Source organism: Fodinibius salipaludis, assembly GCF_002287075.1.
Classification (GTDB): Bacteria; Bacteroidota; Rhodothermia; order Balneolales; family Balneolaceae; genus Fodinibius; species Fodinibius salipaludis.
Genome location: NZ_NSKE01000011.1, coordinates 126616 through 143950 on the forward strand (window position 1 = coordinate 126616; position 17335 = coordinate 143950).

The 17335-nt window shown below is 43.3% G+C and carries 10 protein-coding genes; 6 read left to right on the forward strand and 4 right to left on the reverse strand.

The features are described from left to right. The first annotated feature begins 164 nt into the window (after positions 1-164). Together CK503_RS14150 and CK503_RS14155 are read left to right on the forward strand one after the other, a co-directional pair. Complete coding sequence (locus CK503_RS14150; RefSeq protein ID WP_095607479.1) at positions 165-989, forward strand: hypothetical protein; 825 nt, start codon at positions 165-167, stop codon at positions 987-989. Between the two features lie 123 nt (positions 990-1112). After that, a complete protein-coding gene (locus CK503_RS14155) occupies positions 1113-1559 on the forward strand; it encodes a DUF4112 domain-containing protein (RefSeq protein ID WP_095607480.1) in 447 nt (148 codons plus the stop codon). Positions 1560-1564: 5 nt separating this feature from the next. Here the strand turns inward: CK503_RS14155 and CK503_RS14160 are convergent, their stop codons facing one another. The 4 genes from CK503_RS14160 to recG form a co-directional block, all read right to left on the reverse strand. Continuing rightward, positions 1565-2752 (reverse strand): nuclear transport factor 2 family protein, encoded by a 1188-nt coding sequence (locus CK503_RS14160; RefSeq protein ID WP_095607481.1) that lies wholly within the window; start codon positions 2750-2752, stop codon positions 1565-1567. A gap of 2 nt (positions 2753-2754) precedes the next feature. Continuing rightward, positions 2755-9846, reverse strand: a complete 7092-nt coding sequence (locus tag CK503_RS14165) for a T9SS type A sorting domain-containing protein (protein ID WP_095607482.1) — start codon at positions 9844-9846, stop codon at positions 2755-2757. Positions 9847-10347: 501 nt separating this feature from the next. Then, a complete protein-coding gene (locus tag CK503_RS14170; RefSeq protein WP_095607483.1) occupies positions 10348-11364 on the reverse strand; it encodes a helix-turn-helix transcriptional regulator in 1017 nt (338 codons plus the stop codon). Between the two features lie 177 nt (positions 11365-11541). After that, positions 11542-13611 carry an ATP-dependent DNA helicase RecG gene (recG, locus tag CK503_RS14175; RefSeq protein ID WP_095607484.1) on the reverse strand — a complete coding sequence of 690 codons (2070 nt, stop codon included), beginning with the start codon at positions 13609-13611 and terminating at the stop codon, positions 11542-11544. A gap of 197 nt (positions 13612-13808) precedes the next feature. On the opposite strand from recG, the gene rpsL reads away from it, so the two are divergent. From rpsL to CK503_RS14195, 4 genes are all read left to right on the forward strand, one after another. After that, entirely contained in the window at positions 13809-14180 is a 372-nt protein-coding gene (gene rpsL / locus CK503_RS14180) for a 30S ribosomal protein S12 (protein WP_095607485.1), read from the forward strand. A 36-nt stretch (positions 14181-14216) separates the two neighbouring features. Then, complete coding sequence (gene rpsG, locus CK503_RS14185; protein ID WP_095607486.1) at positions 14217-14684, forward strand: 30S ribosomal protein S7; 468 nt, start codon at positions 14217-14219, stop codon at positions 14682-14684. Positions 14685-14710: 26 nt separating this feature from the next. Beyond that, a complete protein-coding gene (fusA, locus tag CK503_RS14190) occupies positions 14711-16861 on the forward strand; it encodes an elongation factor G (RefSeq protein ID WP_095607487.1) in 2151 nt (716 codons plus the stop codon). Between the two features lie 21 nt (positions 16862-16882). Then, positions 16883-17335: GTP-binding protein (locus CK503_RS14195; protein WP_141239900.1), on the forward strand; the 453-nt coding region annotated here is incomplete at its 3' end.

Here is a 17335-nt window from a genome sequence, read left to right on the forward strand (position 1 = left end):
CATTCGCATTGATAGTAATGCAATAGGAACATTGGTTATGCGATATTGTTTAAAGGGAGTAGGGTAAGGTGATACTAAGATATACTTCTCACCGTTTTGTAAGAGGGTTTGATTGGACCAGATAATTTTACTTGAATCAAATCTCATCAAATATGCTATTCATTATGAAATTCACAAATAAAATGATACCTCAACTCATACTTTCGATCGGACTGATTTTTATGACTTCTTGTAATGATTCCACGTCAAATATTGCCGAACAGGATACGGTACCAGAAGTTCCACCCGCAAATTCAATGGCGATGGACTTATCAATATTTGACTCAAGCGGTTCCAATTCGGGTACAACCGATAATCAAGAGAACTATCAAGAGGCAGCCCAAACAATCAGCGATATTCAGGCGATGATGAATCGCAATATCAACCCTTCGTTGGATTTATTGAAACAGGCGGATACTACCGAAGCCGAACAGTTAAACAGCACTAAATGGGAGTGGAAGTTTACGAATGATGAACAGGAGGGGCGACTAATATATGAAGTTCGCCTGGTTGCTGAACGGGAGTCGAATGATGAAGTAAAATGGGATATTTTCTTATCAAGTTCCGTACTGCAAAACGAAAAGCATTTTATCAGCGGAACATCAAATAAAGAGGTTACAGAGGGTGTTTGGACATATCATGGTTTTGGTAGGGCCGGACAGCCTTCACAGGAGTTAGCAGAGCTTGACTGGCAAATGACTCAGAATCAAGATATCGAAGTAGAATTTACAATTGTTGCTGATAACTCATTCAGTGGTTCTAAGGTTAATTATAATACAGAGGGGTCTACTCGTGTTATTAAGCTCAATAATGTAAATAGTGAAGGTGTGGTTACCATAGAGTTTAATAAAGATACTAACGCCGGTTACATAAAATCTCCTGATTACAACAATGGCGAAAAAGCTTGCTGGGACTCAGATTTCAATAATATCGATTGCTCAGAAATTTAGTATTGCACCTTTATTTCCTGGTATGCTCTTTAGTTATTTGTGTTAGCAGTGCTCTTACTTTGTTTTGATTGTGGAATATGAACTGAGGGAGTATACTTACAGGGCATTTTAATATTAACGTATATGCCAAAAAACCCTACGGAATTCGCTAAACTCCTTGATAGCAAATTTACTATTCCCGGTACCAATATTCGCTTTGGGATCGATCCTATAATTGGACTCATTCCCGGAGCCGGAGACGTTTTCGCGGGTGTTATTTCACTCTATTTTTTGATTCAGGCTGCAATGCTCGGAGGTAAAGCATCAGTGTTGGGACGTATGTTTCTAAACATACTAATGGATGTACTCATAGGATCAATTCCGGTGTTGGGCGATTTTTTTGACATCTATTGGAAGGCAAATCTGCGGAATGCCCGAATACTCGATGAGCTGCAGGAGCATCCCGAACAAACTACCAGCGAAAGTCGTCTGTGGATATGGTTCGTAGTAATACAATTTGTAGTAATTCTCCTCGGTATTATTCTATTTTTTGGATGGGTTGTCGCCGAACTTGTTGGGTTGCTTTTTTAGACTCTCTACTTGAAGGCAGGTCGTCCTGGTGGATCCGGTAATCCTGAATCACTATCACCTGTCAATAAAATAGTTCCTGTCGTTATAGCTGCCGAGGCACCTAATCCCATTAATAACCAGCGTTTGTGGTTTGAAAAAAATCCAGAGGCTTCAGTAGCATTTGAGTCTGTTTTTATTGCATCAAAAGTAAACTCTTCTTGGGGATGGTCGAGGGGAGTGGCAGTCAAAGTTCGGGAGGGCATAGATGGAATGTGAGTAAGATCAGCTTGTAAATAGCCCGTATCAAAGCTTTTGTTCTTCCATATCCGAAGTGGAATGTTGTCATTTTTGAGATCTATAACCATGGCCACATATCCGTCATCAGCGTATGTGCCAGTGATCCATTGCTGATGGAAAGTAACAACAAAAACATCTTTCAATGTTGGTAGAACGTATACCTCAAGGTTATCAAACTGGATTTGGTATTGAGGGCTATCTTGATCAGTTATATCCCCAATATAATCATGAGGGGATAAGATTTGGTATTTATAATAGGGACCCAATATATCATTGTGATAAAAGCGTGAAATGCCTCCTTTAACGAGGTGAGCATTAGTTGATAACATCGCAGAAAGTGCTTCTCCATTCTTGGCACGGAGCGCTTGTTGAAATTGGAGTACTCGTTTTCGGATGATTTTTTGAGCATCAACAGAAGCTTCTATCTTTCGATCCAGCGCAAGTTTATAATTATATATTTGAGGTAATAGTTCTACCCCGGTAAGTTGCGCCTTACTATTGAAGCGCAAAGACAGGGCTTGGTGGTTAAGAGTATCGGTTTCGGCTGTTTTAACATAGATGTCACGTACTTCGTAGGTACCGTTTGTGTGGGAAAGTAGATGTACAGCATCAGCAAAACGAATAGAAGTAATATCCTTCTTATCAATCAAGTTATTTAATAATCCGATGGCCGGGTGATCGCCGGATAGTGAAATCCCTTTCCAGCTTTTGGGATGATTAATTGATTGCTCGATTTTTAAAAGGTGCTTTTTGATAGTGGGGGCTGCCCCGTTAGCTGGATCTGCAATAAGTGAAATATCTTGGCTATTGCCACTATTAGCAATTCCCATGATAAGGAGAGCAACAAGTCCCGTTATGCAGCCTATTTTATAGATATGGATTAATGGTTTCATTGTTGAGGTATAATGAAAATTCATAGCTATTTAATTAACACCATTTTCTTTGTTTGGATTTGTTCTCCCACAGTTAAGCGATAAAAATAGGTGCCGCTTGCTAACCGACTGCCATCAAAAACGACCTTATGCCACCCTGCCTTCATCGATTCATTAACCAGCGTACGTACTTTTTGTCCGAGGATATTAAATACCTCCAGGGTGACCTCACTGTGCTGGTCGATACCAATCTGTATTGTAGTGGTGGAACTAAAGGGATTAGGATAATTTGGGTTTAGTGTGATTTGCTGAGGAACTAAGCTTTTCTCAATTTCTTTAAGATCAGAAAGTGAACCGGTGTAAACAGTGAATCGTTGACGACCGATTTTTGCCATAAATGGGTACGATTCACCATCCCCCAGAATCTTTGTACGACCGTTCTGAGGTTCTACAATGAGTACAGCAGTTTGGGAGTTCATCCCTTCAATTTCCGGTTTCCATACTACTTCTGACCGGCTTTCTGTTTTGAGCTCTATAGTATATTTATTGCGCTTTTCATCGAAATGACTGTTAATAGTATGCATCATTTTTTGGCGGTGTTCATGCTCTTCGTTGATAATGCCTGCGCCGAATTTACTAAGCCTCAACGGGGGCAGATAGTGGTCTTGCTTTTGTTTTATAGAAGAACCAGTTTGAGAAGGATAGTTGATTTCAACCTGACTTGTTATATCATCTTTAAGCTGGTTAATTTTTAATCGTATTTTCCGGTTGGTTCCTTTTTCTTTGGATGTATTTCTGTCTTTACTCCTCATTTTCTGCAAACTTGTATATGGGATCTCCAAGTTCAAAACAGCGGTAGAATCATTATATACATAATAACCTTTAAAGGGATCCATCTGCTTACTTTTCGAAAAGCTCCCTTCATACTCATAGAGTATTAGTGATCGGTTATTAAATGCCTGAATATCCTGCCAGCTGGCGGGGCGATTAAAGGGATTGCCAATAATATTCCATCCGGGCTCTAATTCCAGTATGTAAGTATCATCTTCCGAAATATCTACTGCAGAAATTTCATCTTCTACGCGGACAGCCTTTTTGCTAAGCACCCAATATCCTTTACCCGAGGTGAACGAAAGCGGATGGTCGTCGGAATACTCTTGGAGGAAATTCTCTTCATCGCCATTATCCTCAAATGCTTTCCAATCGGTCCCGTACTCTCCATTAAAAAACTCATCAATAGGGTGCGATTCATTCCCGGGTAAGGACATAAGCCTGTAGTCATATGATTGGAGATCGCTATTCCCGGATTGACCAAAGGTGATCTTAGTATCTACCATTTCGCTTTCAGTAGGCATTCGAGTGGTAAAATTAGAGATAGGAGAGGGAGCGCTATTGTTTTCTTCGGTTTCTACGCGGACTTGCCAAAAGTAATCGGTATTTGGCTGTAACCCGCTTATTTTTACCGTCTCCGAAGTCACGAGGGTATCCAATATCATATTTTGGAGTTGTTGGTCCTTGGAAAGCTTCACACGGAATCGACTGTTTTCATAATCAGAACTCCATGCCAGTCGTGGGGCAATGCTGATTCCTGTTTCATTGTCTGATGGAAATGAAAGAGCGGGAGGGGAAGCTTCTGTTGTAAAACGCTGTTTGGAGGACCAATCCCCTTTTCCTCCGCTGTTTAGTGCCCGAACCCGCCAGTAATAAGATGTATTATGTGCTAATTCGTCATTGGGCTGTAGGTCGTTTTCCGATAATGTGGCCTCATTTATCAGGGAGTCAAAGTTTTCATCTTTGGATAATTGCCACTCGTATGTATCCGCATTATTAACGGTTTCCCAGCTAAAAATGGGTTGAGTATTTACTCCAGATTTTTTGTTGGCAGGAGCCTTAAGTGTAACGCGAGCCGGAAGGGCAGGAATGGTCGTAAACTGATACTTTGACGACCATCCCCCTTTGCCTCCGGTGTTCGTACCACGTACGCGCCAGTAGTAGGCGGTCTCTCTGTTTAATTTTTTACTGAGTTCTATTTCTGTTTCTGAAATATCAGACTGTTCTGCAATAATATTTTCATCAGTGAACGATGCCTCATCTGCAAGCTGAAATTCATACGTTTCGGCTTCTGCAGCTATATCCCACGTGAATTTCGGTTGGAGCGATTGGTCAGTACTTTTATTTTCGGGAGCCTCCAAGGTAACCTGTTTCGGTGCGTTAGTTGTTATTGATAGCTCAAAAGAGGTGGTATCCGACAAAGCACCGTCATCTACTATAATTTCTACCATAGCATTACCCGACGTATTTTCCTCTGTCTTTAAGGTTACCGATCGATCAGAGCCACTACCCGACAGCAAAATATTTTGATCCGGTAGTACGGCTTGGTTGTCAGATATAGCAGATAAAGATAAATCCGCTAAATCATCATCTATATCCTCAATAGTAAAACTGATCGGGCCTGCTGTTTGACCTGCCGTTAGTGATTGATTCTTGATAGAACTAATCCAAGGTGCATCATTTACCAGATTAACCGTCACCTCAAAACTATCATCCACGGTTTCGTCACTGCTGTCTTTGGCGCGGACCGTAATATTAGTCGTGCCGGACTGGTTGGATTGATAGTTGAGCGTGAGCATGTCAGTGGTGTTATCAATGGAAGCATCGACCAGATTAGTGTTGTTATTTTTTTGTATTGAGAATGTTAAATCAGCATCATCTTCTTCATTATCAGAAAATACATCGGTTAAATCATAGGTATCGCTGGCGGCATCCTCATCTACAGTAATATCGGCAATGGGATTAGCAACCGTTGGTGGATTATTAGACAATGACTCGTAGGCCCCCATATCCACCGTGCCGCCCTGAATACGTTGCTTCCCAGAAATATCGGTCGTAATTCCTGATGGAATGGTGTTGTTGTCTCCGGCATCAACAGCGGGAGAAGTCGGCTGCAAGACCAATCCATCATCATCGGTAAACCAAGTGCCGTCGACCCCGGCGGGGTTGGTGGCATCGACAAATTGGGGATTGACATCGATATTTCCACCGCCGTCGGTACCTAAATCGCTATTCCAGTTTGAGCTTCCGCCCGAGCCTTCGATAAGTGAATGACTTATGGTGGGGGTCGAAGTGATATTATGGAATTGATTTCCTTTATCTCCAGCCCGATTTCCGTAAAAAATGCCGTTGGTGATGGTAGGAGTTGCAGCTACATTTTCACTAGATATTGCCCCTCCGACTCCATTTTGACCTGAGGCATGGTTATTTATAAATATAGTGTTTATAATCGTTGCATTACTGGAACTGCCAGAACCACTATTTCTGATAGCGCCACCTCGACCAGACTCTCCTGAGGTATTATTACTGTAAAAACCAGTATTGCTGATGGTCCCATTGTTTACGCCACTATAATAAATAGCTCCACCAAAACTATAAGACTCTAGAGTAGTATTACCCGCAAAGATGAGCCTGTTCAGGGTGGGGCTGCATTCACTGCCGGAGCCTCTACCTTCGCAGTGCATTCCGCCACCATGTTTTTCAGGATTGGCTCCTTTGGCTTGCCCCCCGGTAATGGTAAGCCCATTAAGAAGCGTGGTATTAGTTATAGCTCCATTATTTTTGCCATCAATGAATAATACATGATTACTGTTGTTACCAGTTATATGATCCGTGCCACTAAAGGTATCAGGATCATTGTCGCTGTCGGTATTGGGGGCAAGGGGATCATCATCTTGGTCAATATCTCCACTTAGGATCGTTCGGTGACCCGCAATATCACGATCAGCGAGCTGGGTTTCGGTACCGTCAAAACCACCGTAAATCTCGAGGCCGTCCTGGTCACCTGTAATGGTGAAATAGGCTGTTTCATCTCCTTGGGTAACATTTGCACCCTCATCGGGATAGTAGGTACCTTCGGCGATCCAGATCTGGTCCTCACCACCTGCGGCATTAAGAGCATCCTGCAGGTATTGGAAAGCACTGCCCCACGAGCTGCCGTCGCCCCCGGAAGAGGCATCGGCATTAACATAAATGGTTTGTGCTATCCGATTTACAGTTATGGTAAAGGAGTCGTCCACCGTTTGGCCGCGGCTGTCTTCGGCCCGGATAGTGATATTGGCCGTACCGGTTTGATATGGCTGGTAATCGAGAGTAAGCTGGTCGGTGCTGTTATCCACAGAGGCATCAACCAAACTACTGTTGTCATTATTTTGCACCGAGAAAGTTAAGTCGCCATCATTGTCTTCGGGATCAGAAAATACATTGGTAAGATCATATGTATCGCTGGCGGCGTCTTCATCCACTGAGAGATCGGCAATAGTATTGGGGACCGTTGGCGACTCATCTACTACCGTGTTGACTGTGATAGTGGAGGGATCGCTGGGCAATCCCTGGTTATCGGTGACAATAACCTGCACCTCACGAGAGTTCTCGGTAAGCGGACTGGCGCTACTGGAGTATTGCAAAGCTTGAAGAAGCAATTCTACACGAGCCAGCGTTGCATTGGCATTAAAGTTCACCCGCAGGCTATTGCCGGTCGTTATATCATTAGCCAGCGTCCCCAAGGGAGTTCCACTTACACTCACTGTAGATCCGGAGGTAGTACCCGAGAGCGATACCGCCCCATCGGTGTTTAGTTTTAGCAGATCTTCGGATGCTACGGCTCCGGATGATACGGTGGCCGTTACATTTCCACCGTTCAGGCTCGCTGGATTGTCTGCGTCTGTAAGTGTGGCCGAAGCCAAGACGTCCAGCGTTACCGGGGGACCTTCTTCCAGAAAATCTACCGTGTCACCGTCCAGATTGCTAATGACTGGCGGGTTGCCCAGAGTCATCGAAAAGTTGGAGTTGTCGTCATGGTCGCCGCCGTTTGCTGTTCCGTCACCATCGTTGAGCGTCAGCGTAAATGTTTGAGCGCCGCTGCCTGTAGCCGCACCCCAGCGCAAGTTTCGGACGAGTGTTTGAATTCGGGCATTGGTGGCATCTGTGCTGGTAAAATAAATTTCCAGGTTATTTCCGCCTTGCCCGTCGTGAGTGGCATGTATGGTTCCCACAGCAGTACCGCCTATTGCAATGGTTTCACCGGCGGCTATAGTACCATCGCCTCCGGAAGTGACATTGGTGCCATCTACAGAAAAGTTTCCATGGGCAGTATTATTTGCGTTGTTATCAGAAATTCTAATAAAACCACCGTTGTAATCAGGGGAATCAATGTTTGTAACTGTTGCATCGCCCGCTGCATCAATTTTGGCTGCTGCCCCTCCGGGTTGCACGCTGTTGTTATCGCCGTTTAGGTTAGTTATTACCGGGGCCTCATTTACATCGGTAATTGTGATGGTAATGTTTTGATTAGTGATATTAGTTCCATCTGAAGCCGTTACCTCCAGCTCATAATCATTATTGCCATCATTGTCAGTGGGATTTTCAAAATCGCGCGCTACATCCAACGAAAGTTCGCCAGTATTAGGATTTATGCTGAAGGCTGCAGCGTCTGCACCGGCCAGGGTATAGTTCACATTGGCGTCACTACTCCCGCCTTCGCCATCCGTGGCATCAACATCTGCAATGATACCAGAATAATTTTCATAGATATTAAACCCAGAGGGAGAAGTAAATTCAGGGGGATCATTAACAGCGTTGATGGTTACATTTACAGTGATTATTGCGGTGTCGTTGCCATCAGAAATCTGAATATCAAAAGAATCGGAACCGTTGTAGTCAGGGTTGGGGGTATAGGTAAGTCCACTGGGAGTTACCGAGCCACCGGTACTGCTTTCGGTGGTTAAAAATCCACCCAAGCTGCCATTCGAAGGCGCAGACGAAATGGACCAAGTGAGGTTATCACCAGAGTCGGTATCTGTAACATCTAATAAACTGTTAATCGAGGTAGCAGAAGCATCTTCATTAACGGTAAGAGAAGTTGAGCTACCTTCGTTAAAGGTAGGAGTATCATTACTGCTTGGGCTGCCTTGTTTTTTTAGATAAATATTTGGCCCGTTATTATTAGTATCTCCCCCATAATCCCAAATATCTTGGTCACCCTCATTGTCAAAATCAGCTACCAGGGTATTACTTGCTGCATAAAATATATTCTCGGAAGCTATTCCATTAAAGGGGTTAGAGGATCCGGTAACTTTAGAAAATGATCCCGAACCATTATTGGCATAAAAGCTAAATGAGGAATAGGTATCATCATCGTAGGCTAACACGTCGACATCTCCGTCATTGTCAAAATCACCAACAATAACGCCGGCTGCAGGATCAGGTATTCCTGAAAGAGGATTACTGCCCCCCGATTTGGAAGAGGTATAGCCACTGCCGGTATTTTCCAGGTAGATATTTTGTGAATCCCCACTGGTTTGACCTCGATAATCCCAAATATCCTGATCCCCGTCGTTATCAAAATCTGCTACATAGGTATTATCGCTTACGAAAAAGATATCAGTATAGGGCAAGCCATCAAAGGGGTTAGCGGAACCGGTAGCCACAGAAAACGTTCCCGAGCCATCATTCGCGTAAAACTTATACGAATCGTAATTATCATCATCAAATGCCAATACATCGATATCCCCGTCATTGTCAAAATCACCAACAATAACTTCAAAATCGGGTATTCCTGAAAGAGGATTACTGCCCCCCGATTTGGAAGAGGTATAGCCACTGCCGGTATTTTCCAGGTAGATATTTTGTGAATCCCCACTGGTTTGACCTCGATAATCCCAAATATCCTGGTCCCCATCATTATCAAAATCTGCTACATAGGTATTATCACCTGCGAAAAAGATATCAGTATAGGCTAATCCGTCAAAGGGGTTAGCGGAACCGGTAACTACAGAAAATGATCCCGAACCATCATTGGCATAAAACTTATAGGAATCGTAATTACTATCATCAAATGCTAACACATTGATATCCCCGTCATTGTCAAAGTCCCCGGTAATAACGCCATCTGATGTTTGGGGGACACCGCTGAGAGGATTGTCGCCGCCAGATAATGATGACGAATAATCTGTTTGGGCATATAAGTTTGACGATATCCCGCAAAGTATGACCACCAACAATGCCAGAGGTTTTATTAAATACCGAATACAAAAAATGGGTTTATTGAGCTCAGGAGAAATGAAATGATACTGACCGTCGTTATGCATATAAAAACTTTCCCTTTGTTTTGTATCGTTATTAAAAGCCAACAGTAATGTTATCGTATTGTCGTAGGGGTAAACTTTCTGTAGAAAGAACGCTGAAAAGTCTTCACTACCACGGAGAAAAAATTATCCAGTAGTACTTAGGGTAGAATCAAGAGAATGTTATTGGGTTACAGAGTAATCTAGATTATCTATCTAAGTATCTTTTAGATCACCAGTAATCATGATTGCTGATCCCATAAAACCAACGTAACATCTGATCTTTTTCTATGCCTAAAAAACAAATTTTTTATCTTTCTATGTATTCAAATAAGCCCAAATAAAGTAATCATATAAGCTCATGATTTTGAGGACTGTTATTTTAGAATAGCTTGTTTTCTAAGAGCAAAAGTAAATTGTTTATGTGTAGAGGATGAAACTCCAACATGGTTTGTGTAATAAAGCAGGGGTTAGGATCGGGGTGAGGCGTGACTAACAGAATATTTTACAGTTTTTCGCAGGATATTAAGCTTCAGTATCTTGCTCTTTTTGGTATTTTCCTGGGGTAATCCCAAACTCCCCCTTGAATGCTCGGATAAAATTGGAGGGATTATCGAAACCCAGTTGGTAAGCTACTTTCGAGACAGTAGCTGTTGATTCTTGTAACTTCTTTTGGGCCAATTGCATTTGTTTATGGCGATAATACTGAAAGGGGGTCGTATCCATTTCTTGTTTAAAATGTCGCTTTAATCCAGATACGGAAATTCCAAATTGGGTGGCGAGAAAATCCATACCCGGAAAAGGCATTGTAAGATAGTCATCTAGATATTTGGCCACTTGCTGTGCTTTATTTTGCGGCAATGAAGTGGGTTGTGTTGGCTCTTCTATTTGCAATCGAAACAACATATCCAGTGTATTGCTGATATGAGTAAGCGTATTTAACTTATTGGTGGCAGTAGATGAACCGACGACGGTCTGTGCCAATTGTTTTATGTTTGACTTGATAGGAGCCGGGGGTTGCTGAATGACAAACATGAGATCATTCGGATCATTGATAATAAGCTGCAAACGAGAGTGAGAAATATGCTGCCTATTGATGTATTCGTCAATAAACTTATGGCTAATTACAATCTGCAAGTTTTCTTCGCGGTAACCGGCCGGCAGTTCGGTGATATAGTTGGCATAATTACTAAAAAAAGCCATAGTGCCCTGATGCATATCATAGTGATGGTTTTGGGAGATCAATCGGGCTGACTTATTTTGATTTATTAAGCATTTAAGCGTATAGAACTTACTCTTCCTACGCGGAAGCAGTTCCATCCGATGCTTGGCATGACAATGAGTTTTCTGATGCAGAATTAACACATCATCACCCAGCAATTGGTAAGCAAAAGCGAAGGAATGATAATCATTATCTGCTGTGTAGATATTCTTTTGGGGATCATCATCTAACAGATCACTCCATTTATCCATTACCGTATGAAAGTCAGAGATCGGAAAAAACTGTTGCTGTAGCTCAACAGTATGCTGTTCTTCTTGCATAAATAGTTTGGGATCCGCTTAATTAGCCTCGCACAATTTCTTATAGAATAAAGACTAATAAAAAGTCTTTTGAAATGCAGGTTTTTTTGGGAATGTAAGTTGCGGAGTGAGTCAAAAAAAGCGAGGGGGGCTGCGCTTCAGCAAATATATTGAGGATGGTATATCTCATTATTTAGTCTATCCCATCCCATAAAATTTACTCTTTTCTTTATAATAGGGGATAAACACTTCCTTTAATTTTTGATACTCTGGCTTTTGCAGATCAGGATCATCATTCATAATCTCCCATGCGGCAGATTTAGCCTGCTCCAAAATCCATTGGTCTTCAACAATATCGGCGACGCGAAATTCCGGCAGTCCGCTTTGCTTAGTTCCCAGAAAATCTCCCGGCCCGCGCAGCTTCAGATCCGCTTCTGCAATCTCAAATCCATCACTCGTCTGTGCCATCTTTCGAAGGCGAAACTTTCCCTCTTTGCTCACTTTTTGTCCGTGTACTAAAATACAGTAGCTCTGTCGCTTACCGCGGCCAATACGTCCTCTTAGCTGATGGAGTTGGGAAAGCCCGAATCGCTCGGCGTGCTCTACAATCATAATACTGGCGTTCGGTACATCCACGCCCACCTCGATAACGGTGGTAGATACAAGTACCTGAATATCATTATTAATGAACTGCTGCATTACGGCATCTTTTTCCTCGGATTTCATCTGTCCGTGCAGCAGTCCGACTTCAAAGTCCGAAAATCGTTTTTTGAGTTTTTTGTATCCGGCTGTAGCATCCTTAAGGTCCATCTTTTCAGATTCTTCTACTAAAGGATAAACCACGTACGCCTGACCGCCTTCCCGGAGTTCTTGTTCTACGAAGTTATAAATGTCATCGTGTTTGCTTTGATGACGAACAGCAGTTTTAACGGGTTTGCGTCCTCCGGGCAATCCTTTAATAATAGAGATGTCCAGATCACTGTATAAGGTCATTGCCAGCGAGCGGGGAATTGGGGTGGCCGACATGACCAGTACATGTGGATGTGATCCTTTGGTGAGAATTTCGGCGCGCTGCTTTACGCCAAAGCGGTGCTGCTCATCGATGACTGCCAATCCGAGGTTATTAAAATTAACTTCATCCTGAATGACGGCATGAGTACCGACCACGATATCACAATTACCTCCTTCAATATCAGTAAGAATATCCGTCCGCAAGCTTGTTTTTTGATTGCCAACTAACAGGCGCACATTTACATCCAAGGGATCAAGGAAGTTTGAAAGTGTACGATAGTGCTGCTCAGCCAGGATTTCCGTGGGAGCCATAAAGGCCGCCTGGTATCCATTGTCGAGTGCCATTAAAATAGCTCCAAGAGCAACGATTGTTTTCCCCGATCCCACATCACCCTGAATAAGTCGATTCATTTGTTTGCCAGATCGAACATCCTTTTTAATATCTGCCAGTGCTGACTTTTGTCCCTCAGTGAGTTCAAAAGGTAAATGCTCGTTGAAAAAAGGCTGCGTATATTGATCAAGGTCCGTAAAAAGAGCGCCTTCATTGCGTTCAATAATTTCGTGCTTGGTCTTGGCAACACTTAGCTCAAAAAGAAAGAGTTCCTCGAATTTGAATCGTTTAAAGGCTTGTTTGTATTCTGATTGTGATTCGGGGAAATGAATCATGCGGTAACTTTCGTGGCGCTTTGGCAGATTGTGTTGATCCCGAATTTTGGCAGGTAAAAACTCTGGGGGGCGCTCATGTTTCAGGATAACCTTCTGCCACTGGTGAATGAGCTTGCTGGTAATTCGGCGCTTCGAAAAGGTTTTGTTACTTGGGTAGATTGGTACTATCTGTTTAAGATCCTGAATATCAGAAGTGTCATCAATTTTATCCCACTCGGGATGAGCCATTGAAACGTAACGCCCGTATTGCTTGGCCTTTCCAAAGAAGGCCACTGCGTCATCTTCAGAAAATTGTTTCTTTATATAATGCCCTCCCTTAAACCACACACCCTTCAGGGATGCGGTATCATCCTGTAAAATAACTTCGAGCCTTTTCTTTTTTCCGTATCCCTTTTGTCGTATTTTCTGGATTCGTCCGACTACGGTTACCTCTTCGCCCTGACCTTTAACCTGTCGAATAGGGAGGACGGTGGTACGGTCTAAATAACGGTGAGGAAACCAATTTAGCAGGTCCAATAGAGAATCGATTCCACTCTCAGAAAGAGCCTTTAATCGCTTAGTACTTAAGTTTGGAAGATCGACTAATTTCAAAATAGATATACTGATATATTACTTTATACTACTTATTTGAGCAAAATTGAGCTACTTTATGGGCGTTTTGCAAACTAAAGAGTCCGAAAGGATAAAAATAGAAATAAATCATGATTTTTTCTTGCATTAGTGGGTGCGAATTCCTTATCATTGGCAACTCTTGTTCGACCGAAAAATCAATTAAGCGTTTATAAATCGTGCCTACAATACAACAACTTATTCGCAAAGGTAGAAAAAGCAAGCCGAGTAAAACAACGGCTCCTGCCTTGGAAAACTGTCCGCAAAAACGCGGAGTCTGCGTTCGAGTTTATACTACTACGCCCAAAAAGCCAAATTCGGCTTTGCGTAAAGTTGCTCGTGTGCGTTTGACAAATGGATATGAGGTAACTGCATATATTCCCGGTGAGGGACACAACTTGCAAGAACACAGCATTGTGCTTGTTCGTGGCGGTCGTGTTAAGGACTTGCCCGGTGTTCGTTACCATATCGTAAGAGGAACGCTCGATACTGCCGGTGTTGAAGACCGAAAGCAGGGTCGAAGTCTCTACGGTACAAAGAAGCCTAATTAGATATAATTGTTGAGTAGGAAATAAACCGATAAGAATATGAGAAGAAAGACAGCAGATAAGCGCGATGTTCAGCCGGATCCCGTATTTGGTGATAAGCAGGTAACGCGCTTCGTAAACAATCTGATGAGAGACGGCAAGAAGAATGTTGCCCGAAAAATTCTTTATCAGGCTTTTGAAATAATTGAAGAAGAAACCGGTGATGAGGGTATGGAGGTATTTAAGGAAGCCCTCAGTAATGTATCGCCGGTTGTTGAGGTTCGCGCACGACGAGTGGGCGGTTCAACATACCAGGTACCTGTGGAGGTTCGTCCCGACCGCGGTACTGCACTTGGAATGCGTTGGTTGATTTCGGCCAGCAAGGGGCGAAATGATAAGTCGATGGCTCGACGGATATCTCGTGAGCTGTTGGATGCATCAAATAATGAAGGCGGAGCGGTTCGAAAGAAAGATGAGGTTCACCGCATGGCTGAAGCAAATAAAGCATTTGCACACTTTAGATTTTAAACGATTTACGATACTAATTTATAGTAATGGCTGAGACGAAGACAAAAACAGATCCGAAAATTGTAGACCGCATCAAGCGTACGCGTAATATTGGTATTGCGGCTCACGTAGATGCCGGTAAAACCACGATGACAGAACGTATCCTGTATTATACAGGTATTACTCATCGCATTGGTGAGACACATGATGGTGCCTCGCAGATGGACTGGATGGATCAGGAGAAGGAGCGAGGTATTACAATTACTTCTGCTGCTACACACTGTATCTGGAAAGATCATCGCATTAATATTATTGATACGCCTGGTCACGTTGACTTTACTGTTGAGGTAGAGCGTTCGCTTCGTGTATTGGATGGTATGATCGGTGTCTTTGACTCAGTTGGTGCTGTTCAGCCACAATCCGAAACGGTATGGCGGCAAGCGAATAAATACAATGTGCCTCGGATGGCCTTTGTCAATAAGATGGATCGCGTTGGTGCTGATTTCTTCAATGTTGTTGATGAGATGAGAGATAAGCTTAATGCGAATCCGGTTCCTATTCAGATACCAATCGGAGTTGAGGATACGTTCCGTGGCGTTGTTGACCTTATTAAGATGAAGGGTATTATCTGGGATGAGGAGTCGCTGGGAATGGAGTATGATGAGATTGAAATTCCGGATGATCTTAAGGAGAAGGCCGCAGAGTATCGCAAGATAATGATCGAGGCTATTGCCGATCATGATGATGGTCTGATGGAAAACTATCTAATGGATCAAGAAATTAGTGAAGAGGAGATTGAGAATGCTCTCCGCGAAGCCACGTTGAACAGAGATATTACTGTTGTAATGTGTGGTTCTGCCCTTAAGAACAAGGGTGTTCAGACGGTACTTGACAAAGTGATTAAGTATTTGCCAAGTCCGTACGATATTCCTCCAATTGTGGGTAAGCATCCTCAGGATCACGACAAGAAATTAGAGCGTAAGCCCAGCGTGCAGGAACCGTTTTCTGCCTTGGCTTTTAAAATTATGACAGACCCTTATGTGGGTAAGTTGACATTTTTCCGTGTGTATTCCGGAGAACTGGAAAAAGGTTCCTATATATATAATGCAACGACGGGTGAGAAGGAGCGAGTTGGTCGCATACTTGAAATGCACGCCAATGAAAAGAAAGATCTCGAGATTGTACGTGCCGGTGATATTGCTGCTGCAGTTGGAGTTAAGCAGGTGAGAACGGGAGATTCTTTCTGTGATTTGGAAGACCCAATACTTCTTGAAGATATTACATTTCCAGAGCCGGTAATCAAGTTGGCTGTAGAGCCTAAATCGAAGGCTGATGCTGAAAAGTTGCAGAACGGATTGATTAAATTGGCTGAAGAGGATCCTACATTCCAGGTAAACACTGATGAGGAAACGGGTCAGACCGTTATTGCCGGAATGGGTGAGCTTCACTTGGAAATTATTGTTGACCGATTGAAGCGCGAGTTTAAGGTTGAGGCCAATGTTGGTGCTCCTCAGGTATCTTATCGGGAGACCATTACTTCAAGCGTTACCCACCGTGAAACGTATAAAAAGCAGTCTGGTGGCCGCGGTAAATTTGCCGATATGGAATTTGAAATCGGTCCGTTAGACCATTTCGAAGAGTTTGACGAGGAGGATAATAACGTTTCGGTTGATGAAGAAGAAGGATTTAAATTCATCAATGAGATAAAAGGTGGTAATATCCCAACGGAGTTTATTCCTTCTGTAGAAAAAGGATTTAAGGATGCGATGAATTCTGGTATTCAGGCTGATTACCCGGTCGAAGATATTGGTGTTCGTTTGTTTGATGGTTCATATCATGATGTAGACTCTGACCAGGTGAGTTTTGAGCTTTGTGCGAAGATGGCATTTCGTCATTCAACAAGAAAGGCTTCACCAAAGATTCTTGAGCCGATTATGGATGTCGAGGTGATTACCCCCGAAGACTTTATGGGAGATGTGATTGGAGATCTTAATGGTCGACGAGGTATTATTGGCAAGATGGATAACAACAAGGAAGGTTCAGTTGTGAGAGCCAAAGTGCCTTTATCAGAAATGTTTGGATATACGACTGATCTCAGATCAATGACGCAGGGACGTGCAACTTCCACCATGGAATTTGCTGAGTTTAAGATTGTCCCTGATAATGTAGAAAAAGAAATTCTGGAAGAACGATCTTAAACATCATTAACTAATAGTATTATGGCAAAAGAGACATTTCAGCGAAACAAGCCACATGTAAACATAGGAACGATAGGTCACGTAGACCACGGGAAGACGACCCTGACGGCGGCGATTACGACCGTAATGGCCAAGCACCACGGCGGGGTAGCCAAGCAGTTTGTCGACATTGACAACGCCCCCGAGGAGAAAGAACGGGGTATTACGATCTCGACGGCGCACGTTGAGTACGAAACCGAGTCGCGTCACTACGCGCACGTGGACTGCCCGGGCCACGCCGACTACGTGAAGAACATGGTGACGGGAGCAGCCCAGATGGACGGGGCGATCTTGGTGGTAGCAGCCACCGACGGCCCGATGCCGCAGACCCGCGAGCATATTCTGCTGGCCCGCCAGGTAGGCGTCCCGCAGATTGTGGTCTTTATGAACAAGACCGACCTGGTCGACGACGAAGAGCTGATCGAGTTGGTTGAG